The 20087-nt window shown below is 60.2% G+C and carries 19 protein-coding genes and 1 tRNA gene; 11 read left to right on the top strand and 9 right to left on the bottom strand.

Annotation, left to right across the window (positions count from 1 at the left end; genetic code table 11):
- Positions 1 to 93: 93 nt before the first annotated feature.
- The gene (locus ACHZCU_RS18965; RefSeq protein WP_319520089.1) at positions 94 to 696 is read left to right on the top strand and encodes an NUDIX domain-containing protein; all 603 of its coding nucleotides are present in this window, start codon (positions 94 to 96) and stop codon (positions 694 to 696) included.
- Here ACHZCU_RS18965 and ACHZCU_RS18960 read toward each other — a convergent pair.
- Positions 693 to 1466 carry an NAD kinase gene (locus ACHZCU_RS18960; RefSeq protein WP_319520088.1) on the bottom strand — a complete coding sequence of 258 codons (774 nt, stop codon included), beginning with the start codon at positions 1464 to 1466 and terminating at the stop codon, positions 693 to 695. The two genes, ACHZCU_RS18965 and ACHZCU_RS18960, sit on opposite strands and share 4 nt — an antisense overlap.
- A gap of 173 nt (positions 1467 to 1639) precedes the next feature.
- Here ACHZCU_RS18960 and ACHZCU_RS18955 point away from each other — a divergent pair.
- Together ACHZCU_RS18955 and tig are read left to right on the top strand one after the other, a co-directional pair.
- Positions 1640 to 1715 (top strand) — tRNA-Thr (locus ACHZCU_RS18955).
- Positions 1716 to 1915: 200 nt separating this feature from the next.
- Positions 1916 to 3505: a trigger factor gene (gene tig / locus ACHZCU_RS18950; protein WP_106305500.1), complete on the top strand. Its 1590-nt coding sequence runs from the start codon at positions 1916 to 1918 to the stop codon at positions 3503 to 3505.
- 60 nt (positions 3506 to 3565) lie between these two features.
- Here tig and ACHZCU_RS18945 read toward each other — a convergent pair whose 3' ends face one another.
- The 5 genes from ACHZCU_RS18945 to sfsA all read right to left on the bottom strand — a co-directional run bounded on the left by ACHZCU_RS18945 (position 3566) and on the right by sfsA (position 8477).
- Entirely contained in the window at positions 3566 to 4444 is an 879-nt protein-coding gene (locus ACHZCU_RS18945; protein WP_319520087.1) for an aminoglycoside phosphotransferase family protein, read from the bottom strand.
- Positions 4445 to 5857 carry a Si-specific NAD(P)(+) transhydrogenase gene (gene sthA / locus ACHZCU_RS18940; protein ID WP_106305494.1) on the bottom strand — a complete coding sequence of 471 codons (1413 nt, stop codon included), beginning with the start codon at positions 5855 to 5857 and terminating at the stop codon, positions 4445 to 4447.
- Positions 5858 to 6069: 212 nt separating this feature from the next.
- Entirely contained in the window at positions 6070 to 6891 is an 822-nt protein-coding gene (gene radC, locus ACHZCU_RS18935) for a DNA repair protein RadC (protein ID WP_319520086.1), read from the bottom strand.
- Between the two features lie 10 nt (positions 6892 to 6901).
- Positions 6902 to 7738 (bottom strand): type I methionyl aminopeptidase, encoded by an 837-nt coding sequence (gene map / locus ACHZCU_RS18930; protein ID WP_319520085.1) that lies wholly within the window; start codon positions 7736 to 7738, stop codon positions 6902 to 6904.
- Positions 7739 to 7772: 34 nt separating this feature from the next.
- Positions 7773 to 8477: a DNA/RNA nuclease SfsA gene (sfsA, locus tag ACHZCU_RS18925; RefSeq protein ID WP_319520084.1), complete on the bottom strand. Its 705-nt coding sequence runs from the start codon at positions 8475 to 8477 to the stop codon at positions 7773 to 7775.
- 179 nt (positions 8478 to 8656) lie between these two features.
- Between sfsA and ACHZCU_RS18920 the strand changes: the two genes are divergently transcribed.
- From ACHZCU_RS18920 to recJ, 5 genes are all read left to right on the top strand, one after another.
- Positions 8657 to 8854 carry a hypothetical protein gene (locus tag ACHZCU_RS18920; protein WP_146132268.1) on the top strand — a complete coding sequence of 66 codons (198 nt, stop codon included), beginning with the start codon at positions 8657 to 8659 and terminating at the stop codon, positions 8852 to 8854.
- Positions 8855 to 9060: 206 nt separating this feature from the next.
- The gene (locus ACHZCU_RS18915; RefSeq protein WP_319520083.1) at positions 9061 to 10281 is read left to right on the top strand and encodes an LL-diaminopimelate aminotransferase; all 1221 of its coding nucleotides are present in this window, start codon (positions 9061 to 9063) and stop codon (positions 10279 to 10281) included.
- A 142-nt stretch (positions 10282 to 10423) separates the two neighbouring features.
- A complete protein-coding gene (locus ACHZCU_RS18910) occupies positions 10424 to 11737 on the top strand; it encodes a homoserine dehydrogenase (protein ID WP_319520082.1) in 1314 nt (437 codons plus the stop codon).
- A gap of 143 nt (positions 11738 to 11880) precedes the next feature.
- Positions 11881 to 12057 (top strand): hypothetical protein, encoded by a 177-nt coding sequence (locus ACHZCU_RS18905; protein ID WP_319520081.1) that lies wholly within the window; start codon positions 11881 to 11883, stop codon positions 12055 to 12057.
- A gap of 125 nt (positions 12058 to 12182) precedes the next feature.
- Positions 12183 to 13997 (top strand): single-stranded-DNA-specific exonuclease RecJ, encoded by a 1815-nt coding sequence (gene recJ, locus ACHZCU_RS18900; RefSeq protein WP_319520080.1) that lies wholly within the window; start codon positions 12183 to 12185, stop codon positions 13995 to 13997.
- A gap of 12 nt (positions 13998 to 14009) precedes the next feature.
- Here recJ and ACHZCU_RS18895 read toward each other — a convergent pair whose 3' ends face one another.
- Positions 14010 to 14261 carry a DUF4031 domain-containing protein gene (locus tag ACHZCU_RS18895; RefSeq protein ID WP_106306067.1) on the bottom strand — a complete coding sequence of 84 codons (252 nt, stop codon included), beginning with the start codon at positions 14259 to 14261 and terminating at the stop codon, positions 14010 to 14012.
- 537 nt (positions 14262 to 14798) lie between these two features.
- On the opposite strand from ACHZCU_RS18895, the gene ACHZCU_RS18890 reads away from it, so the two are divergent.
- The 3 genes from ACHZCU_RS18890 to ACHZCU_RS18880 all read left to right on the top strand — a co-directional run bounded on the left by ACHZCU_RS18890 (position 14799) and on the right by ACHZCU_RS18880 (position 16513).
- Positions 14799 to 15128, top strand: a complete 330-nt coding sequence (locus ACHZCU_RS18890; protein WP_319520079.1) for a hypothetical protein — start codon at positions 14799 to 14801, stop codon at positions 15126 to 15128.
- A gap of 128 nt (positions 15129 to 15256) precedes the next feature.
- The gene (locus ACHZCU_RS18885; protein ID WP_146132266.1) at positions 15257 to 15478 is read left to right on the top strand and encodes a hypothetical protein; all 222 of its coding nucleotides are present in this window, start codon (positions 15257 to 15259) and stop codon (positions 15476 to 15478) included.
- A gap of 90 nt (positions 15479 to 15568) precedes the next feature.
- On the top strand, positions 15569 to 16513 hold the full coding sequence (locus ACHZCU_RS18880; RefSeq protein ID WP_319520078.1) for a mitochondrial fission ELM1 family protein: 945 nt from the start codon (positions 15569 to 15571) through the stop codon (positions 16511 to 16513).
- Here the strand turns inward: ACHZCU_RS18880 and ACHZCU_RS18875 are convergent, their stop codons facing one another.
- Positions 16514 to 17080, bottom strand: coding sequence for a 2OG-Fe(II) oxygenase (locus ACHZCU_RS18875; RefSeq protein WP_394706138.1), 567 nt, complete (start codon positions 17078 to 17080; stop codon positions 16514 to 16516).
- A gap of 189 nt (positions 17081 to 17269) precedes the next feature.
- Entirely contained in the window at positions 17270 to 20044 is a 2775-nt protein-coding gene (gene uvrB / locus ACHZCU_RS18870) for an excinuclease ABC subunit UvrB (RefSeq protein ID WP_319520076.1), read from the bottom strand.
- Between the last annotated feature and the right edge of the window lie 43 nt (positions 20045 to 20087).

Here is a 20087-nt window from a genome sequence, read left to right as displayed (position 1 = left end):
ATTGTGTTTGCCGGAGAAGTTATTATGAGTCTCGGGCATGTTTTACAAGCAGGCTCCGAAACGGAGCGCCCATATTTCAAAAAGGGATTTTCCATGAACAGGGAACCGGACGACCGCGTCGCCATTACCGAAAAGCAGACGCTTCACGATGGCTGGAGCCGTTTGGTCGATTATAAATTTACCTACACTTTCGGCGACGGAAAGACGGTGGAACGCTCATGGGAGGTTTGTGAGCGGCCGGCCGCGTCTTCGGTCCTCGTGTTCGACCGTGACAGCAGAAAATTCGTTCTTGTCAGACAGTTCCGCGTTCCTGTTTACGCCATGGGCGAGGGGAGCGGTTTCTTTCTGGAGGCGGCCGCCGGCCTGATCGATGACGGCGAAACGCCGGAACAGGCTGCCATCCGCGAAGCCCGCGAGGAGACCGGATATGCCGTCGAAACGCTGATCCCGCTGCGCGCCATCATTTCCGCCCCCGGCCTGATGACCGAAAAGGTTCACTGCTATGCCGCCGTGGTCGACGCGGCGATGCGTGTCGACAGCGGCGGCGGCCTTGATGAGGAACACGAGGATATCGAGCTCGTTTTCCTCACCTTTGGCGAAGCGATGGGCATGGTGGAAAGCGGCGAAATCTCCGACGCCAAGACGGTTGTGATGCTGCAATGGGCAGCGCTTAATCGTAGTGTCTTTGGCATCTAGTCGGAAAACTGCTCGGCCAGAATGCGCTCCGACCAGGAGCGGTTCGGGTCCGACAGCACCTTGGCGCGGGCATCCGGATCCTGCTCGATGCGCACGTGCAGCACGTGCTTGACCTCGGTGTGGTCGGCAAAGGCGTTGACGAGGCGCTTTTCCGGTTCCAGCACCTCGATATCGACAACCGACCGGTTCGGCAAAAGCGCGCCCCGCCAGCGGCGCGGCCGAAACGCGCTGACCGGCGTGATCGCCAGAAGTGGCGCTTCCAGCGGAATGATCGGCCCGTGCACCGAGAGGTTATAGGCCGTGGACCCGGCCGGCGTTGCCACCAGAATGCCGTCGCAGGCCAGTTCCGGCAGCCGGACCCGGTCATCGACCCTGACCTGCAGCTTGGCGGCCTGATGCGACTGGCGCAGCATCGAGACCTCGTTGATGGCAAGCGCGATCGAGGAGGTGCCGTCGGCATTGCGGGTGGTCATGCGCAATGGCCGCAACTCATTCATATCGGCGGCCTGAAGCCGCTCATGCAGGTTTTCGACCGAATATTCGTTCATCAGAAAGCCGACGGAGCCGCGGTTCATGCCGTAAACCGGGATGTCGGAATTCATGGTTTCGTGCAGCGTTTGCAGCATGAAACCGTCGCCGCCCAGCGCAACGATGAAATCGGCATCCTCGGGCGATACATTGCCGTAGCGCCCGATGAGATCGGCCTTTGCCTTTTTGGCATCGTCGGCATCGGAAGACAGGAAGCACAGTGAAGGCGTTTTCTCGGGCATTACGCATTTCCGTTCGCAGGAAGGGGTATTTCGCCGCGCCAGATCACCCGAGCGGACAGTGTTTTGCAAGCCCCGTGCAGCAAGGTTCTTGGGCGTGAGCGCGAAAATACCGGTCAAATTGTTGATTTTTTCGTTTTACAGTGAGGTCAAATCTGCTAGTGGGCATGCCCAATGCCCTTGTAGCTCAGTTGGTAGAGCATCTGATTTGTAATCAGAGGGTCGCGGGTTCGAATCCTGCCGGGGGCACCAAGTCGCTTTCAGGGTAGTCGCTGCCGGCGTTTTGAGAACGTCATTATTCCGGTTGCCTGCCCTGGCGCCATTTTGGAGAAGCCCGGAAAAGCTTGTCAAAATGCCGAGGATATTGCATGAAGTCGCGCCCGGCCGTGCCGGTCTGTTGTGCGCATGAAACCCAACGGCTTGATAAGCCGAGATGAAATGAAGGTATTGATATGCAGGTAACCGAAACGCTCGCCGAAGGGCTGAAGCGCGAAATCAAGATCACAGTTCCTGCGGACGATCTGAAAGCGCGGATGAACGAGCGTCTGGCGGAAGCCAAGGACAAGGTTCGGATCAACGGCTTTCGTCCCGGCAAGGTGCCGCTCGCGCATCTGAAGAAGATGTACGGCAAGTCGATCATGGCCGAGCTGATCAACGAGACGCTGCAGGAAAAGCCGCAGGCCGTTATCACCGAGCGCGGCGAACGCGCTGCCGGTCAGCCGAAGATCGATATGACCGAGGATGAGGACGAGGCAAATCGCGTCCTGAACGGCGAGATCGATTTCGAATTCACCGTCGCCTACGAAATTCTGCCGAAGTTCGAACTGCAGCCGACCGACGGCCTCAAGGTCGAGCGTCCGGTGGTCGAGATCGACGACGAGGAAGTCGAGGATCAGGTCAAGGCCGTTGCCGAGAACGCCCGTGAATACGAGACCAAGGACGGTGCGGCCGAAAACGGCGACCGCGTCACCATCGATTACGTCGGCAAGATCGACGGCGAAGCTTTCGATGGCGGTACCGATACTGATTCGCAGCTGGTGCTCGGTTCCGACCGTTTCATCCCCGGTTTCGAAGAACAGCTCATCGGCGCCAAGGCTGGCGACGAAAAGCAGGTCAAGGTCACTTTCCCGGCAGAGTATCCGGCTGAAAACCTTGCCGGCAAGGACGCCGTCTTCGATGTGACCGTCAAGGAAGTCGCAAGCGCCGGCGAACTGGAAATCAACGACGAACTGGCCGAAAAGCTGGGTCTGGAATCGGCCGAACGTCTGCGTACGCTGGTGCGTGAGCAGATCGAGGGCCAGTACAACCAGTACACCCGCCAGAAGGTCAAGCGTCAGATCCTCGACCAGCTCGATGAACAGTATTCCTTCGAAGCGCCTGAATCGCTTGTCGATGCCGAGTTCGAGAACATCTGGCGTCAGGTCAATGCCGATCTGGAACGCAGCGGCAAGACCTTCGAGGATGAAGAAACGACCGAGGAAGACGCGCGTGCGGAATACCGCAAGCTCGCCGAACGTCGCGTCCGTCTTGGCCTGGTTCTCTCCGAAATCGGCGAAAACGCCGGCGTCGAGGTTGGCGAAGACGAAATGCAGCGTGCTCTCTATGACCAGATGCGCCAGTATCCGGGTCAGGAGCAGGAAATCCTCAAGTTCTTCCGCGAGACCCCCGGTGCTGCCGCTTCGCTGCGCGCCCCGATCTTCGAGGAAAAGGTTGTCGACCACCTTCTGGAGAACATCGACGTCAAGGACGTCACCGTCTCCAAGGAAGAGCTGATGGCCGACGATGACGACGAGGTTGCCGAAGCGACCAAGAAGGCCGAGGAAAAGTCAGCGCCGAAGAAGAAGGCTGCTCCGAAGAAAAAGGCGCCTGCCAAGGCCAAGGCCGAGGACAAGGCGGAAGCCGCCGAGGAAGCGCCTGCCGGCGAAGCCGCTGCGGAAAAGCCTGCTGCCAAGAAGGCCGCTCCGAAGAAAAAGGCCGCTCCGAAGAAGAAGGCGCCCGCCAAGGCTGCTGCTGAAAAGTCTGAGGACAAGACCGAGGAATAATTTCCTCTTCTTGATTGAATATCAGGGCCGTCCGGTTTGTCGCCGGGCGGCTTTTTTGTTTCAGCGCCGAGGCAGGGCTTGAAGCCGGGAAAGCGCGTGGTTGGCGATTTCGAGTGGAATTTCTGACAGTCGGTTGTTGTCGCGCATGAACCATACGGCCGAAAGGCCACACCAGGCGGCAATCCAGACGAGCAGGCGGTGCGGGTCGAGGGCTGCCCGTTTGGCGATCTGCATGAGGCGTCGGTCAAAGACTGTCGGGTTGCGGGCTATGCGCAGCGCCGGGTCTGCGCCATCCGGATTGCAGAAGATATTGGCAAAGTCGAAGGCACGCTCCCCCCACAGGCCCTTGGGGTCGATGGCGAGAAAACCACGACCTTCGAAATCCAGCACATTGGCGTGGTGAAGGTCGCCGTGCAGCGGCCTCGCGTCATCGTCCGCGCTGGCCAGAAGCGCGCGTGCATGGCTGGCGCATGCCGGCAGGATGCCGCCGAAAGCCGGGGCGTTTTCGAAAAGGGCGCCAAAGCGTGTTTCAAGCGGTATCAGCGTTGAAGGTGGCTGGTGAGGGCGCTTGCGGTGAAGTGCGGATGCGACATCGCACAGGATATCGCAGGCCTCGACGTCGCAGCCGTTCCGGCTCATTTCCATCAACGACCGGCGGCCTTCGGCCCGCTCCATCAGAATTGCGCCACCGTCGGCGGCAAGCACCCGTGCCGCCCCTTCGCCGGCCCACCACGAGAGCAGGGCGGCGCCGGTCTTTTCCTCGTCGTCGGAAAACAGCTTCAGCATTGCGGCAACGCCCGCCTGCCGCACCGGAAGCAATGCACCGGTCGCCGTCAGGATGGGTTCACCGTCAGCCTCAAGCTGCCATCGGGCGAGAACGGCATCGAACGACGCCCCTGCCGGTGTTGAAGGGCCGGCAGGTGGCGTTTTGCTGGCCATCTAATCGTCGGCAGCGCTTTCCAGCATCGCCATCCGGTTGGAGGCATCGAGGCCGGCGATCTTGTAGGCTTCGGCAAGTGTCGGATAGTTGAACGTGTTTTCGACGAAATACTCGACGGTGCCCTTGAGGTTCAGCACGGCCTGACCGATGTGGATCAGCTCGGTCGCGCCTTCGCCGACGATATGGATGCCGAGCAGGCGATGGGTCTTCAGCGAGAAGATCATCTTCAACAACCCGTTCTGCAGGCCCATGATGTGGCCGCGCGAGGTTTCGCGGAAGAAGGCGACACCGCATTCGTAAGGGATGCCGCGCTCCTGGATTTCCTCTTCCGTCATGCCGCAGGTCGACATTTCCGGCACGGCGTAGATGCCGTAGGGGAAGAATTGCGGCGGCTCCTGCGCTTCCGCGCCGACAGCGTGGCGGGCGGCGATGCGGCCCTGTTCCATCGAGGTGGAGGCCAGTGCCGGGAAGCCGATCACGTCGCCGGCGGAATAGATGTGCGGCACTTCGGTCTGGAAGGTGATCGGATCGACCTTCAGCCGGCCGCGATGGTCGGCCTTCAGGCCTACGGCTTCGAGGTTCAGCGTATCGGTCGCGCCCTGGCGGCCGGCGGCAAACAGCACCGATTCGGCCATCAGCACGCGGCCATTGGAAAGCGTGACGCGGGCCTTGCCGTTGGAGGCTTTCTCCACCTTGTCGGCGCCTGCGCCAAACAGCAGTTTCACATTGCGGTCGCGCAGCTGGGCGGCGAAGTTGTCGCGGATTTCGCGGTCGATGAAGTCGAGCATGCTGTCGCGCGGCTCGACGACGATCACCTGGGTATCGAGCGCGGAGAAGATCGTGGCATATTCGATGCCGATCACACCGGCGCCGACGACGATCATCGAGCGCGGGATTTCCTTGATGTTGAGCAGTTCGTCACTGTCCATCACCGTCTGCCCGTCAAAGGGCACATCCGGCGGACGATAGGGGCGGGTGCCGACGGCGACCAGCACGGCCTCTGCGTGAACGCGCTGGATCTCGCCGCTGTCCTTCTCGATCTCGATCGTGTGCGGATCGACGAAATGGGCAAAGCCGCGCACCTGATCGACCCGGTTGCGTTCGAACTGCCATTCGAGCACATCGATTTCATAATCGAGCGTCTTGATCAGCCGGGCGCGCAGATCGTCGGCGGTAATCTTGTGCTTCACCCGGTAGGAACGGCCGTAAAACCCGCGCTCGCGCCAGCCGGTGAGGTTGAGGACGGTTTCACGCAGGGTCTTGGAGGGGATGGTGCCGGTGTGGACGGACACCCCGCCCACCTGTGTGCCCTTGTCGATGACCAGTGCGGTTTTGCCGAGCTTGGCGGCCTGAACCGCGGCGCGACGGCCGGCGGGACCGCTGCCAATCACGACCAGATCGTAAGAATCCATAAAACTACCCCGATTTGGTTATTAAAATTCCGGATGTGAAAATCCTCAAACGCGATAGACACACACTTAGAGGTTTTGCGCTTGCATGAAAACCGTCCCCTTGATGTCCCCGGCTGACTGTTCGGTTGCGTGCGCGATTTCGATGTCTAGACGTCCAATGTGATGGTTTCACTAAATACAGCCACAAGCTGTGCCCTATGTCCATCCTGCTGTCATATCAGTTTCAGCCCCTTGAAACTGACATAGCCGTCCCGGCCGATGATGATGTGGTCGTGGACGGTGATGCCGAGCGGCTTGGCGCTGGAAATGATCATATGCGTCATGTCGATATCCGCCCGCGACGGCGATGGATCGCCCGACGGGTGATTGTGGACGAGAATGATCGCGGTTGCCGAAAGCTCAAGCGCGCGCTTGACCACCTCGCGCGGATAGACCGGCGTGTGATCGACCGTGCCGATGCCCTGGATTTCGTCGGCAATCAGCTTGTTGCGCTTGTCGAGAAACAGGATGCGGAACTGCTCGCGCGTCTCATGCGCCATGGCGGCATTGCAGTAATCGATCACCGATGACCACGATCCCAGAACCTGGCGTTCCTTCAGCGTGTTCTTCAGGCTGCGCTGGGCAAGCGCGGAGATCAGCTTGAGGTCGAAGGCCACGCTTTCGCCGATGCCGGAAACCTCCTGCAAAAGCTCGGGCGGGGCGCCGAATACGCCGCCAAGCGAGCCGAACCGGTCGATCAGCGCCTTGGCGACCGGCTTGGTGTCGCGGCGCGGGATCAGGCGGAACAGCAGGAGTTCGAGGATTTCATAATCGGCAAGCGCATTGGCGCCGTTTTCGCGAAAGCGGGCACGCAAACGGTCGCGGTGGCCGTGGACATGGCGTGTGTCCTTCTCGCCCGCGGCGCCCTGACGCTTGCCGCGCAACGGCTGTTCCGGCGGCTGATCGGCGAAGAAGGCACGTTCGTCCGCGCCGTCTTCCCGCATGCCGCCGGGTTGGGGCCTGTCGCTGTGATCTTTGCTGGGCGGCTTGGTCATCGGCGGTGCGTCAGGCGTTGAGGTCCGGCAGTCCGGGCCGGTCATGGCCGCCCGGCGACAGGGTGAAGACCTCGCAGCCATCCTTTGTGACACCAACGCAGTGTTCGTACTGCGCCGAAAGCGAGCGGTCGCGGGTGACCGCCGTCCAGCCGTCGTTGAGAACCTTCACATGCGGTTTTCCGATGTTGAGCATCGGCTCGATGGTGAAGATCATGCCTTCCTTCAGCTCCGGTCCCTCGCCGGCGTGACCATAATGGAGGATGTTCGGGGTATCGTGGAACAGCCGGCCGACGCCATGGCCGCAGAAATCGCGCACCACCGAGCAGCGTTCGCGTTCGGCATAGGTCTGGATTGCCTCGCCGATGGCGCCGGTGCGCGCGCCGGGTTTGACCACGGCAATGCCGCGCAGCAGCGATTCATAGGTGACTTCCAGAAGCCTTTCGGCCGCCCGCTTGATTTCACCGACCGGATACATCCGGCTGGAATCGCCGTGCCAGCCGTCGAGCACATAGGTGACGTCGACATTGACGATATCGCCTTCCTTCAGCGGTTTGGCATTGGGCATGCCATGGCAGACGACATGGTTGATCGAGGTGCAGCTTGAATATTTGTAACCGCGATAGCCGAGCGTGGCCGGCACGACGCCGTGATCCAGCCCGAATTCGAACACGAACCGGTCAACCGCCTCGGTGGTGACGCCGGGCTTGATGATATCGGCAAGGCCGTCGAGGCAGGCCGCCGTGATCTGGCAGATCTGCCGCATCCTTTCGAACGCCTCCGCATCATAGAGGCGTATCGATCCGTCATTCTTCAGCGGCGCGCTGGCCGCATCAACATAAGTTACCATGAGTTTTCACCGTTTGCGCGTCAGCCGGAGGCGCTTACTTGTCATCGACCGGTACTGTAGCATCTGGCGTGATGCTGTCACAGGTCACTGTGCATTTTATCGCATAGGCTTCAACACCGGCAGCCCGTGCAGCCGTGAATGCCTGTTGGTAGACCGGGTCGAGGTCGCCTGCAATCCGAAAGCGCGCACAATCATTGCGCTGGATGACATAGACCATGGCCGCGCGGTTTCCCGCTGCCACCATGTCTGCAAGTTCTTCCAGATGCCGGGCGCCGCGAGCGGTAACCGAATCGGGAAACTCGGCAAGGCCCGGCTCGCGGATAAAGTGGACATTCTTGACCTCGACATAAAGGTCGGGTCGCCCGTCATCGCTCAAAAGCAGGTCGATACGGCTTTGCCTGCCGTATTTCTGTTCACGGCGGATGACCGGATAGCCGGCGAAATCCGAAATCAGTCCGGCCCGGATCGCTTCTTCGGCAATCCGGTTGGGAAGGCCGGTATTGACGCCGACGGTCGTTCCCTCGGCCTCGATCATCTCGAAGCGATACGGATATTTGCGCTTGCCATCGTCGTTTCTGGAAAGCCAGATGCGCGAACCGGGTGTTGTCAGGCCGCGCATCGAGCCGGTGTTGGGGCATGAACCGGTGATCGGCGTGCCGTTTTCCAGGATGGCATCGAACAGGAAGCGCTTGTAGCGCTTGACGAGGCGGGCGGGATGAAGGGGAGGGTTGAATTTCATGGCTCCGGTTTTAGGCGCTTTGTGAAACGGCGCAACCGGCAAAACGGAAAGGACCGCAAAGGCGCATAACGAAGACACGGCTGAAGGGTGCTTGCGCAATCGGGCCAAACCGGGCAGATTTCGGGCCATATCTGAGGTTCCGGCGCCGATGCGCCGGACAGCAACGGGGGTTTTAGGTCTTGAAAGCGTGTCGCGTCGTTCTGTCCATCATGTTTGCCGCTTTTGCAACGATGGGACTTGCATCCTGCTCTACCACCTGCGGTGAACCCGATGTCTGTGCTCAGCCGACCCCGGCCTATCAGCAGATGAGCGATGATGACATTGCCACGATGAGCGCAAAGATGAACGGGCTGGCCGGGGTTTCCAACCGGCAGTAGCGGGGCGCATCCGGCCGCTCCTGCCGCCCGGCACGGCGGATCAGCCGGTTTTGTGGCAATGATGAAACAGACTATTAGCTTTTTTGCCTCAAAATTGACGCAAGCGCAGATGAATCTTGCGTTCGAGGGTGTTTTGGTGCTCTCGTTTCGTTGATCCTGCGAAAGTAACGGGGATCATACCGCTCACAAATTCCAAGAGGAAGAAAATGGAAGAGTTCCACAAGGTCAGGCGACTGCCGCCATACGTTTTCGAACAGGTCAACCGTTTGAAGGCGAACGCGCGAGCGGCGGGCGCCGATATCATCGACCTTGGCATGGGCAACCCCGATCTTCCCACTCCGCAGTCGATCGTCGACAAGCTTTGCGAGGTTGTGCAGGACCCGCGCACCCATCGCTATTCGTCGTCCAAGGGCATTCCGGGCCTGCGGCGTGCCCAGGCCAGCTATTATGCGCGCCGTTTCGGCGTCAAGCTCAATCCCGAAACCGAGGTTGTCGCGACGCTCGGCTCCAAGGAGGGCTTTGCCAACATGGCACAGGCAATCACCGCGCCGGGCGATGTCATCCTGTGCCCCAATCCGACCTATCCGATCCACGCCTTCGGCTTTCTGATGGCCGGCGGCGTGATCCGTTCGATGTCGGTCGAGCCCGATGACAGTTTCTTTCCGCCGCTGGAGCGCGCGGTCAAGCACTCGATCCCGAAGCCGCTGGCGCTGGTGATCAATTATCCGTCGAACCCGACGGCGCATGTGGCAACGCTTGATTTCTACAAGGAGGTGATCGCCTTTGCGCGCAAGCACGAGATCATCGTGCTGTCCGATCTCGCCTATTCGGAGATTTATTTCGACAATGCGCCGCCGCCCTCGGTTCTGCAGGTGCCGGGCGCCAAGGATGTCGCCGTCGAATTCACCTCCATGTCGAAGACCTTCTCGATGCCCGGCTGGCGTATCGGTTTTGCCGTCGGCAATGAGCGGCTGATTTCGGCGCTGTCGCGGGTGAAATCCTATCTCGATTACGGTGCCTTCACGCCGATCCAGGTGGCTGCGACCCAGGCGCTTAATGGCGATGGCTCGGATATCGAGGAAGTCCGCTCGACCTATCACAAGCGTCGCGACGTGATGGTCGAAAGCTTCGGCAAGGCCGGCTGGAATGTCACGCCGCCGGCGGCAACGATGTTTGCCTGGGCGAAAATTCCCGAGCCCTTCCAGTCTCTGGGTTCGCTCGAATTTTCCAAGCTGCTGGTCGAAAAGGCCGATGTCGCCGTTGCGCCCGGTATCGGGTTTGGCGAGCATGGCGACCAGTATGTCCGGATCGCGCTCGTTGAGAACGAGCACCGCATCCGCCAGGCAGCGCGCAATCTCAAGCGCTTCCTCGCATCCTCCGATGCCGTGATGCCCGACAATATAGTCGCCCTCAACGCGCATCGTTGAGGGGCAAGGCGGGGCGGGCCTGTGGCGCGCCGCGCCAAAATTCCACGGCCCGATGTTTCATTTCGCGATGAAACGATCTAAATGAGGCGCGGGCGTGCAATTGCGCGCCCGACGTTGAAATCTGGGCCACTAGGAATACTCCATGGCAGATGCCTTGAAAATCGGCGTCGCCGGTCTCGGGACCGTCGGTGCCTCGCTTGTGCGTATCATTCACGACCGGCAGGAGAGCCTTGCGGTTTCCTGCGGGCGCGCCATCGAAATCACGGCTGTTTCGGCCCGCAACCGCGACAAGGATCGCGGGCTCGACCTGTCCGGCGTCACATGGTTCGACGATCCCGTCACAATGGCGAAAACCGCCGATATCGACGTGCTGGTCGAATTGATCGGCGGTGCGGAAGGCGCGGCGCGTGCGGCTGTGGAGGCGGCACTCGAGCGCGGTCTTCATGTGGTAACGGCCAACAAGGCGCTTCTGGCCGACAGCGGCGTGGAACTGGCGGCAGCGGCCGAGGAAAAGGGCCTGCTGCTGAATTTCGAGGCGGCCGTCGCCGGCGGTATTCCGGTGATCAAGGCAATGCGCGAATCGCTGACCGGCAATACGATTTCGCGCGTCTACGGGATCATGAACGGCACCTGCAACTACATCCTGACCCGGATGGAGAAGGAGGGGCTTTCCTTCGAGGATTGCCTGAAGGAAGCGCAGCGCCTGGGTTATGCCGAGGCCGATCCGACCTTCGACATCGAAGGCAATGATACGGCCCACAAGCTTGCCATCATGACCGCGCTCGCCTTTGGCTGCGAAATTTCCTGCGACGATATCTATCTGGAGGGGATTTCCAACATCACTCAGGAGGATATCCGCGCGGCCTCCGAACTCGGCTATCGTATCAAGTTGCTGGGCGTTGCCCAGCGCACCGAGGGCGGCATCGAACAGCGGGTGCACCCGACCATGGTGCCGCATGACACCGTCATCGCCCAGGTCGATGGCGTAACCAATGCCGTTGCCATCGAATCCGATATTCTCGGTGATCTGCTGATGGTTGGCCCCGGCGCCGGCGGTGATGCCACGGCCTCTGCCGTGCTCGGCGATGTTGCCGATATCGCCAAGTCGCGTCCGGGTACGCAGACGGTCGCTGCATTGGGGCGGCCGGCAAAGTCGCTCGAACCATACAGGCGTGCACGCATGCGCAGCCATGAGGGCGGCTATTTCATCCGCCTGCGTGTGGCCGACCGCATCGGCGTGATTGCCGCGATTGCCCGCAGAATGGCCGACAACCAGATCTCACTCGAATCGATTGTCCAGCATTCGACCAATGGCAGCGACGAAGCCCCGACAAAGACCATCATCATGGTCACCCATGCAACCACCGAGCTTTCCGTGCGCAATGCCGTGTCGTCAATGGAAAGCGACGGTTACATCGTCGGCAAACCGCAGGTGATTCGCATCGAAAAGCCCTGATACGACGGATTTTTGCGGCAGGCTCGTGTGATCGCGCGGGCCTGATTGCAACCGTTCATGGTGGGTTCAGTCGCACCGCCCTAGACGTCTTGCCGGTCTCCGCAACAGGTTCGGAGACCCGGTCGGCAATCAGGGGATGCGGGATGAAGATTGACAGTGTCATCAGAGCTTATGGCGAGCCGGGCAATCGTGCAGACAGCAGGAATGCCGACGAGCGGACGCCGCGTGTTCGTCGCAAAAGCCCGGGGCTCGCGACGGTTGTGCTGTTGGGATTGGCATTCTGGACCGGTTTGGCATTGCTGCTGGTGACGGTGATTTGATGAGCACCGGTCCTGGTGAGCCTCTTTGCGGGATGTGTGGCGGGGCGGCGAAACTTAGATCATGACATCGGTGCCCGATTGACGCTAAACAGGGGTGAGGAGATGTCCTTGTAAAGCGAGATCTGATGACGGAAAATCCCGCCAGCCGGAAAGTGAAGCAACGTGCCTTTCTCGGCGTCGAGCATTCTGCGCGCGCTTTGCGCTGGGTGCCGAGACTGGGCGCGGCCAATGAAAACCGCGCGCTTGCCATGGCGCAGAGCCATGGCATTTCCGAACTGATTGCGCGGGTTCTGGCCGGTCGCGACGTATCCGTCGACGAGGCTGCAGAATTTCTCGAACCGTCCTTGCGGCAGCTGATGCCGGACCCCCATACACTGACCGATTGCGAACAGGCCGCATCGCGTCTGCTGCAGGCTGTCAGGGATGGAGAGAAGGTCGCGATATTCGGGGATTACGATGTTGACGGCGCCTGCTCCTCGGCGCTGCTCTATCGGTTTTTGCGCACCCTCGACATCGACGCGGAAATCTATATTCCCGACCGTATTTTTGAAGGCTACGGACCCAATCCTCAGGCAATCGGCGCATTGATCGACGGCGGCGCCGGGCTGATCGTGACGGTGGACTGCGGCTCGACCAGCCACGAATCCCTGGCGGTTGCCCGTTCACGCGGGATCGATGTGGTGGTCATCGACCACCATCAGGTCGGTGTCGATCTTCCCGAATGCACGGCGCTGGTCAATCCCAACAGGGAGGACGATCTTTCCGGTCAGGGGTATTTGTGTGCTGCCGGCGTTGTGTTCCTCGTGCTTGTCGCAACACTGCGCGCGCTGCGCCAGGCCGGCGACATGCGGGCAGGGCGGATTGACCTGCTGTCTTGGCTGGACATCGTGGCGCTTGCCACCGTGTGCGATGTGGTGCCGCTCAAAGGGCTGAACCGGGCCTATGTGGTCAAGGGGCTGATCGTGGCCCGCGCACTTTCCAATCCCGGTCTTTCGGCTCTTTTCAAGCGCGCCGGGCTCGCCGGCCCCGTGACCCCCTATCATTTCGGATTCCTGATCGGGCCGCGGATCAATGCCGGCGGGCGCATCGGCGATGCCGCGCTCGGCAGCCGGCTTTTGACGGTGGACGATACCGAGGAGGCCGAGGCAATTGCCGAAAGACTGGATCAACTGAACCGCGAACGGCAGGCGATCGAGGCTGCCATGCTGGAAGAGGCGGAAGCCGACGCCATCACCGAGTTCGGGACCGGCGAGGGCGTCGGCGTGATCGTGACGGCACGCGAGGGCTGGCATCCGGGCATTGTCGGGCTTCTGGCCTCGCGGCTGAAGGACCGGTTTGCGCGCCCGGCCTTTGCCATCGCCTTCGATGCCAATGGCAGGGGGACCGGATCCGGCCGCTCGATTGCCGGTTTCGATCTCGGGCGCATGGTGCGTGCTGCGGTGGAAGAAGGGATATTGATCAAGGGCGGTGGACACGCCATGGCCGCGGGGCTGACCGTGCGCCGCGAAAAGCTTTCGACGTTGCGCGCCTTTTTCGAAGAGCACGCCCGCGATGCCGTCGAAGCCCTTTCTGCCGATGCCGTGCTGAAAATCGATGGTGCGCTCAATGCCTCCGGCGCCACGCTCGATCTGATTGACCGGCTGGAGGCCGCCGGCCCCTATGGCTCGGGCCATCCGCAGCCTGTCTTCGCCGTTCCCGATCACAAGCTTCGCGATGCCCGGGTGATCGGCACTGGCGGCCATGTGAAGGTGACACTGGAAAGTGCGGACGGCGCGCATCTCGATGGCATTGCCTTCCGCGCTGCCGACAAGCCGCTTGGCGAAATGCTGCTTGCTTCGCGTGGACGCAGACTCAATGTCGCAGGCTCGCTGTCCGGCGATTACTGGCAGGGCCGGCGACGGGTGCAACTGAGGATCATCGACGCTGCCGAGCCTGCCTGACGGCGCTCGCCGTCAGCGCCGGCTGCGGATCAGCCCGACCATGAAGCGCCAGCTGACCTCGACCGCACCGGCTTCAACGGCAACCACGCGCCGGGACATCGGGATATCGTAATGTTCCTTCGCGGTGCCCGGATACTGGACCCATCGGCGTTCCATGCCCAGAAGGTCGGCCATGGCGTGAAGTTCCGCACTGGTATCGGCCAGCATGTGGCACATCACCATGCCCTTGAAGGGCCATTTCATATCATCGACGTAGACTGCCATGACTGTATTGTTGCTGATTTCCAATGTGAGCGGGTCGTCATATTTGAAACGGGGCATTTGTCAAGCTGACGGCCGCAGACAAGGCAGCGTGTTTCGTTTCCCGATTGTCGTGAGTGATGCCGAACCTGACGCCTGGCATCCTGTCGGGTTTACTCAGGGGAGGTATGACGCTGTTTTGTATGTTCATGCTTACGTTTAGCATCGTGTAACCTGTTATCCAGCAACATGGCCAATGAGCGTTCCAAACGCTTAAGAAACATACAGAGTATGCCAGGAACGTCATGATTTTCAGTGGCTTGACCAGTCGTGGCGGTGTTTTGTTCGACGAACTGAAACGGCGCAAAACTTACAATAGGTTGTAAATGTAATTTATTAATCTACTAGGGGTGATATTAATTAAACCTTGCTTGAACACACTATTCTTTTGATGCCGATTGAACTTTGTGAGCATGGACAGCTTTCGGTGGAAGTGTTATTTTGATCTTTAACAATAATAAAGAAATCTGAAATTTTGGGTCGAGTTGTGAGAAGTGAGCCTTGCACAGCTTTGACAATCAACACAAAGTCCTCTCCGGTATCGGTAAATGCGCAGGTTCAGGTCTGCGGAACGCCGATCGGATTTGTGAAGATATATGGTCTTTGTCGGTTGATGTGCCTGCGCTGGGCCGAAATGTTGCAAGCGCCGCGCAATCGTTTTCCGATCTCCGGGGAGCAGCCGGATGGTCGGGCGTATTCTACGCGGCAATGAAGTTTTTCCAGTCATTCGAAATACCGGACCGGGTCAATCTACCGATATTGCTGTCGCTGATAGTGGCCGGTGCGATGAATGGGCAAGAAGGAAATGATAGCGCTGTCTGGCCCGTCTGATGTGGACAGAGGCAGACAGCTTGAAAGCGCAGTGATGGAAAGTTCGCGACCGGCCGGATATCAGGGCAGGCTGACTGTCTGAAACGGGGTGCGACAAACCACAAGGCGACAAACACACGGAGGGAATCATGCAGACCATGGCTACAAATATTGTTTTTGAAGAACATCAGGCTTTCGGAAACGAGGATGAAAAACATCTTCTGGATCTGATAGAAACCGCCGTATCGGTTGCGATCCGTCTGGGGTACAGCGACACGGCAGCTGCGCTTTTCAGCGCTTGTGAAAGTGTTCATGTGAAGGGGGCGGGCGATATGCCCATGCCGTCGGTATCGGAGAACGCGCACCGTTGACTGTCTAGGCCGATGGCGTCACAAGCGATAACAGCGTTTCGGCGTGCGGTGTGACGTGATGGCAAAGGGCTAGTCTTGCGAATCTGGATTTTGACGGACGGGAAGATCGGCGACCGGGTGCAGTGTCTCGGTGTGGCTTTACGTCTCGGGGAGGAGCCCGAGGAAAAGGTGATCCTGCCCGGGAAACCCTGGGAATGGTGGATGCCGCATGGGCCCGTTCCCCTGAAACACAGGCCGGGACACCCCGGAAGCCCGATCGCGCCGCCTTTTCCCGATGTTGCGATTGCCAGCGGACGGCGCATGGTGCCTTACCTGAAGGCCGTGAAGAAGGCGTCCGGCGGCAAGACCTTCACCGTGTTTCTGAAAGACCCGCGGATCGGCGCCGCGGCGGCCGATCTGATTTGGGTGCCGCGCCATGACCGGCTTCGCGCCGACAATGTGCTGGTCACCGATACCGGCCCGCATCCGCTGACCGAAGAAGCGCTCGCCGCTGCGGTGGCCGAACGGCCTGCGGAATGGGAAAGCCTGCCTGGCCCGAGGCTGGGATTTCTGATCGGCAATCCGGTGGCCGGTGCGCGCGATGAAGATGCCGCGCTGAACCGTTTTCTGGCGCAGATCGACCACGCCAGAAGCGCGGTCGGCAGCATCATCGTCACGCAGTCGCGACGGACCCCGGAGACGGTGATGACGGCGCTGCGCGCGCGGCTTTCCGGCTTTCCGCACTGGATTTGGTCGCCGGAAGACCAAAATCCCTACCGCGCGCTGCTCGGTTTTTGCGACATGCTGGCCGTGACCGGCGATTCCCACAATATGGTCAGCGAAGCCTTGTCCACCGGCAAACCGGTGTTTCCGCTTGTGCCCCATCACCTCAATCCGAAGCTGGCGGGCTTTCTGAAACGACTGGAGGAAACCGGCCTGACACGGCCATTCGACGGGCCGCTCGAGCCCTACGACTATCAGCCTGTGGATGCCACGCAGACGATTGCAGAGGCGATTTTGCGCGGGCTTGCCGCGCGCGATCAGAAGCCCGGATAATCAGGCGATCCTGATCGGGTCGTCGGGGAAGGCGAGTTGCTCGCGCGCCCGCCACTCGGGAGCCACATAGTTGATGATCAGGGATTTGCGCACGCCTTCGATCGGACGGCGCTGAAATCCGTGCCAGGTATTGTCGGCGGGCACGAAGGCCATCGCCAGATTCGGGCCGAAAGGCGAGCGGCCGACATGCTCATCTCTTGAGGCGTAAATGTCGGTTCCGAGCTCTTCATGTCCCGGTCCGTCGGAAAGGTAGATCAGCAGGGTAAACAGCTTCACGCCGATATCGGTATGCGGTTCCAGCCAGAAGCCATCCATGTCCTGAGCGTATTCGATCCTGAGGTTCGCCCCCTCGATATTGGTAGCGAAAGTTCGCTGGATCACGCCGGCGATGTCAGGCGACTGGAAGGCCGCCGCAACCGCCGCGCAACTGCCATACTTTGCCCTGTTTTCCCGATCGAAATAATGCCGGCTCTTGTTGTGAACCTCCCGCGTGCCCGATGGCCCTTCATGCTCGCGACGCGGAAAATCAAGTTTTTGCAAATCGGAAAGAAGTGTTCCCGGAAACATGTCTTTTGCCAGCCAGTACCGGTACGGTTCATTGCCTTCCTGTGCATTTAAGAAAGCACTTTTTAAGTAATTCCTAATGCGCTCATCGTGAACATTGGTCATTTGACAGGCCATTTTACGTTGAGTTTGCGAAAAATATAAATGTATACTTCGCGCTATACAACTATAAAATGTAATAATAGAAAGGATCTATTTTCCGGGTTTGCCAGTTTTTCCCTTGCGGCGGCCGCGTTGTTTCTGCTCGGCCGGTTCCTCATAGGAGCCGGCGCCGATCTTGCCCCGTTTGACCGGCTTGGCATCGCCGCCACGCGGTTTTTCGGTGCGCCCGACAGTCATCTCGTCCAGCGTGTTCTTCCGGAACAGCGGCTTGGCCGTATCCGTGCCGGGGCCCATGTCGTCCAGAGACGGCGGCGCGAAATAGGACGGTGTGTTTTTGTCGGTCGGTTGCGGGGCGGTTTCGGCCTGTCGCGACTCGGCCTTTTCCAGCTTGTCGTCCATGCCTTCGAGTTCGGCTGCTTTCAGACGCTTGATCTCGTCGCGCACACGGGCGGCGGTCTCGAAGTCGAGATCGGCGGCGGCATCGCGCATCTGCTTTTCGAGCGCCTCGAGATGGGCCTGCAGATTGTTGCCGACGAGGTGTCCATCCTGGGCGAAACCCTTGCCGCCCTTGGTGCCGATATCGGCGCGGACATGATCCTTCTCGTAAACGGAGTCGAGAATGTCGGAGATCCGGGCCTTGACCGATTCCGGCGTGATGCCGTGTTCCTCGTTATAGGCGAGTTGTTTTTCGCGGCGGCGGCTGGTCTCGTCCATGGCGCGCTGCATCGACCCGGTCACCTGATCGGCATAGAGGATCACCTGCCCATCGACGTTACGGGCCGCACGGCCGATGGTCTGGATCAGCGATGTTTCCGAGCGGAGGAAACCCTCCTTGTCGGCATCCAGAATGGCGACGAAACCACATTCCGGAATATCGAGACCCTCGCGCAACAAGTTGATGCCGACCAGCACGTCGAAGGCGCCGAGCCGCAGGTCGCGGATGATCTCGATACGTTCCAGCGTGTCGATATCGGAATGCATGTAGCGCACGCGGATGCCCTGTTCGTGCAGATATTCGGTCAGATCCTCGGCCATGCGCTTGGTGAGCACCGTCACCAGCGTGCGATACCCCTTCGCCGCCACGTCGCGGATTTCCGACAGTACATCGTCGACCTGGGTTTTTGCCGGGCGGATTTCGACCGGCGGATCGATCAGCCCGGTCGGGCGGATCACCTGCTCGGCGAACACGCCGCCGGCCTGCTCCATCTCCCAGCCGCCGGGGGTGGCCGAAACCGCAATCGTATCCGGGCGCATCGCGTCCCATTCCTCGAAGCGCAGCGGACGGTTGTCCATGCAGGAGGGCAGGCGGAAGCCGTATTCGGCCAGCGTTGCCTTGCGCCGGAAGTCGCCGCGATACATGCCGCCGATCTGCGGAATCGTGACATGGCTCTCATCGATGAAGATCAGTGCGTTGTCGGGAATGTATTCAAACAGCGTCGGCGGCGGTTCGCCGGGCCTGCGTCCGGTCAGGTAGCGCGAATAATTCTCGATACCGGGGCAGGAGCCCGTCGCCTCCATCATCTCGATATCGAAGCGGGTGCGCTGTTCGAGGCGCTGTGCCTCGAGAAGACGTCCGGCCTTTTCAAGTTCTTGCAGGCGTCCCTTTAACTCTTCCTTGATCGACTTTATCGCCGCATTCAGCGTCGGGCGCGGGGTGACATAGTGCGAATTGGCGTAGATTTTCACCGATTGCAGGTCGCCGGTCTTCTGTCCGGTCAGCGGATCGAATTCGGTGATCTGGTCGATCTCGTCGCCGAACATCGATATCCGCCAGGCGGCATCTTCAAGGTGGGCCGGGAAGATTTCGATCGTGTCGCCGCGCACGCGGAACGAACCACGCTGAAAGTCCATGTCGCGACGCTTGTATTGCTGGGCCACCAGATCAGCGAGCAGCTGGCGCTGGTCGAGCGTATCGCCGACCGACATCTGGAAGGTCATCGCCGTATAGGTCTCGACCGAGCCGATACCGTAGATGCAGGAGACCGAGGCAATGATGATGCAGTCGTCGCGCTCGAGGATCGCCCGGGTTGCGGCATGGCGCATCCGGTCAATCTGCTCGTTGATCGAGGATTCCTTCTCGATATAGGTGTCGGAGCGCGGCACATAGGCTTCCGGCTGGTAGTAATCGTAGTAGGAAACGAAATATTCGACCGCGTTGTCGGGGAAGAAATTCTTGAACTCGGAATAAAGCTGCGCGGCCAGCGTCTTGTTCGGGGCCAGAATGACGGCGGGCCGCTGCGTTTCCGCGATCACCTTGGCCATGGTGAAGGTCTTGCCGGAGCCGGTGACGCCGAGCAGAACCTGGCTGCGGTCACCGTCATTGAGGCCGCTGACAAGATCGCGGATCGCGGTCGGCTGGTCGCCCGACGGCTTGTATTCCGTCTCCATGCGGATCGGTATGCCGCCTTCGGACTTTTCCGGGCGTTCGGGCCGGTGCGGCGTCCAGATCTTGCCGTTCTTGAACAGCGGATTGCCGCTCTCGATCAGTTTGGACAGGGCATCAACGGTCGCCGTGACGGCGCCGGGGGCAAGGTTTTTGGCATCTTCCAGTGAGACATCGACGCCGGATACCGGATTGAGGCCGGCGGCCGCGCGCGTCTTCGGATCCGTCGACGCACCGATCGATACGCCGCGCGATGTCCGTCCCGCCGTTGCGTCCCCACCGCTTTCGGATGCCTTCTTGCGGTGCTTTCCGGCTCTCGAGGCAAGTTTCCGCTGCGAATCCGCGCTTTCGGCTTCGGCCTCGCGTTCGAGGTTCGCCAGCCAGTCGCTCATCGAACCATTCTGGGGCTCGCCCTCAAAAGGCGCCTGCGGCGCCTCTTCAAAACCGGGTTTTTCGGAAGATTTCTTGGGTGTTCTGGCCATGCCGCGAATATGGAGCGAGTCAGGATAAAAGAAAAGGGCGGGA

Origin of the sequence: uncultured Martelella sp. (assembly GCF_963677965.2) — a bacterium.
In the GTDB taxonomy this organism is placed as follows: Bacteria; Pseudomonadota; Alphaproteobacteria; order Rhizobiales; family Rhizobiaceae; genus Martelella; species Martelella mangrovi.
The sequence above is the reverse complement of the archived record's forward strand: the minus strand, read 5'-3'. Positions and strand labels throughout refer to the sequence as shown.

Bases quoted from the DNA above. Each gene is read 5' to 3' on its own strand.
- ACHZCU_RS18965 (WP_319520089.1), top strand. From the start codon at position 94: ATGAACAGGGAACCGGACGACCGCGTCGCCATTACCGAAAAGCAGACG.
- ACHZCU_RS18960 (WP_319520088.1), bottom strand. From the start codon at position 1,466: ATGCCCGAGAAAACGCCTTCACTGTGCTTCCTGTCTTCCGATGCCGAC.
- tig (WP_106305500.1), top strand. From the start codon at position 1,916: ATGCAGGTAACCGAAACGCTCGCCGAAGGGCTGAAGCGCGAAATCAAG.
- ACHZCU_RS18945 (WP_319520087.1), bottom strand. From the start codon at position 4,444: ATGGCCAGCAAAACGCCACCTGCCGGCCCTTCAACACCGGCAGGGGCG.
- sthA (WP_106305494.1), bottom strand. From the start codon at position 5,857: ATGGATTCTTACGATCTGGTCGTGATTGGCAGCGGTCCCGCCGGCCGT.
- radC (WP_319520086.1), bottom strand. From the start codon at position 6,891: ATGACCAAGCCGCCCAGCAAAGATCACAGCGACAGGCCCCAACCCGGC.
- map (WP_319520085.1), bottom strand. From the start codon at position 7,738: ATGGTAACTTATGTTGATGCGGCCAGCGCGCCGCTGAAGAATGACGGA.
- sfsA (WP_319520084.1), bottom strand. From the start codon at position 8,477: ATGAAATTCAACCCTCCCCTTCATCCCGCCCGCCTCGTCAAGCGCTAC.
- ACHZCU_RS18915 (WP_319520083.1), top strand. From the start codon at position 9,061: ATGGAAGAGTTCCACAAGGTCAGGCGACTGCCGCCATACGTTTTCGAA.
- ACHZCU_RS18910 (WP_319520082.1), top strand. From the start codon at position 10,424: ATGGCAGATGCCTTGAAAATCGGCGTCGCCGGTCTCGGGACCGTCGGT.
- ACHZCU_RS18905 (WP_319520081.1), top strand. From the start codon at position 11,881: ATGAAGATTGACAGTGTCATCAGAGCTTATGGCGAGCCGGGCAATCGT.
- recJ (WP_319520080.1), top strand. From the start codon at position 12,183: ATGACGGAAAATCCCGCCAGCCGGAAAGTGAAGCAACGTGCCTTTCTC.
- ACHZCU_RS18895 (WP_106306067.1), bottom strand. From the start codon at position 14,261: ATGGCAGTCTACGTCGATGATATGAAATGGCCCTTCAAGGGCATGGTG.
- ACHZCU_RS18885 (WP_146132266.1), top strand. From the start codon at position 15,257: ATGCAGACCATGGCTACAAATATTGTTTTTGAAGAACATCAGGCTTTC.
- ACHZCU_RS18875 (WP_394706138.1), bottom strand. From the start codon at position 17,080: ATGTTTCCGGGAACACTTCTTTCCGATTTGCAAAAACTTGATTTTCCG.
- uvrB (WP_319520076.1), bottom strand. From the start codon at position 20,044: ATGGCCAGAACACCCAAGAAATCTTCCGAAAAACCCGGTTTTGAAGAG.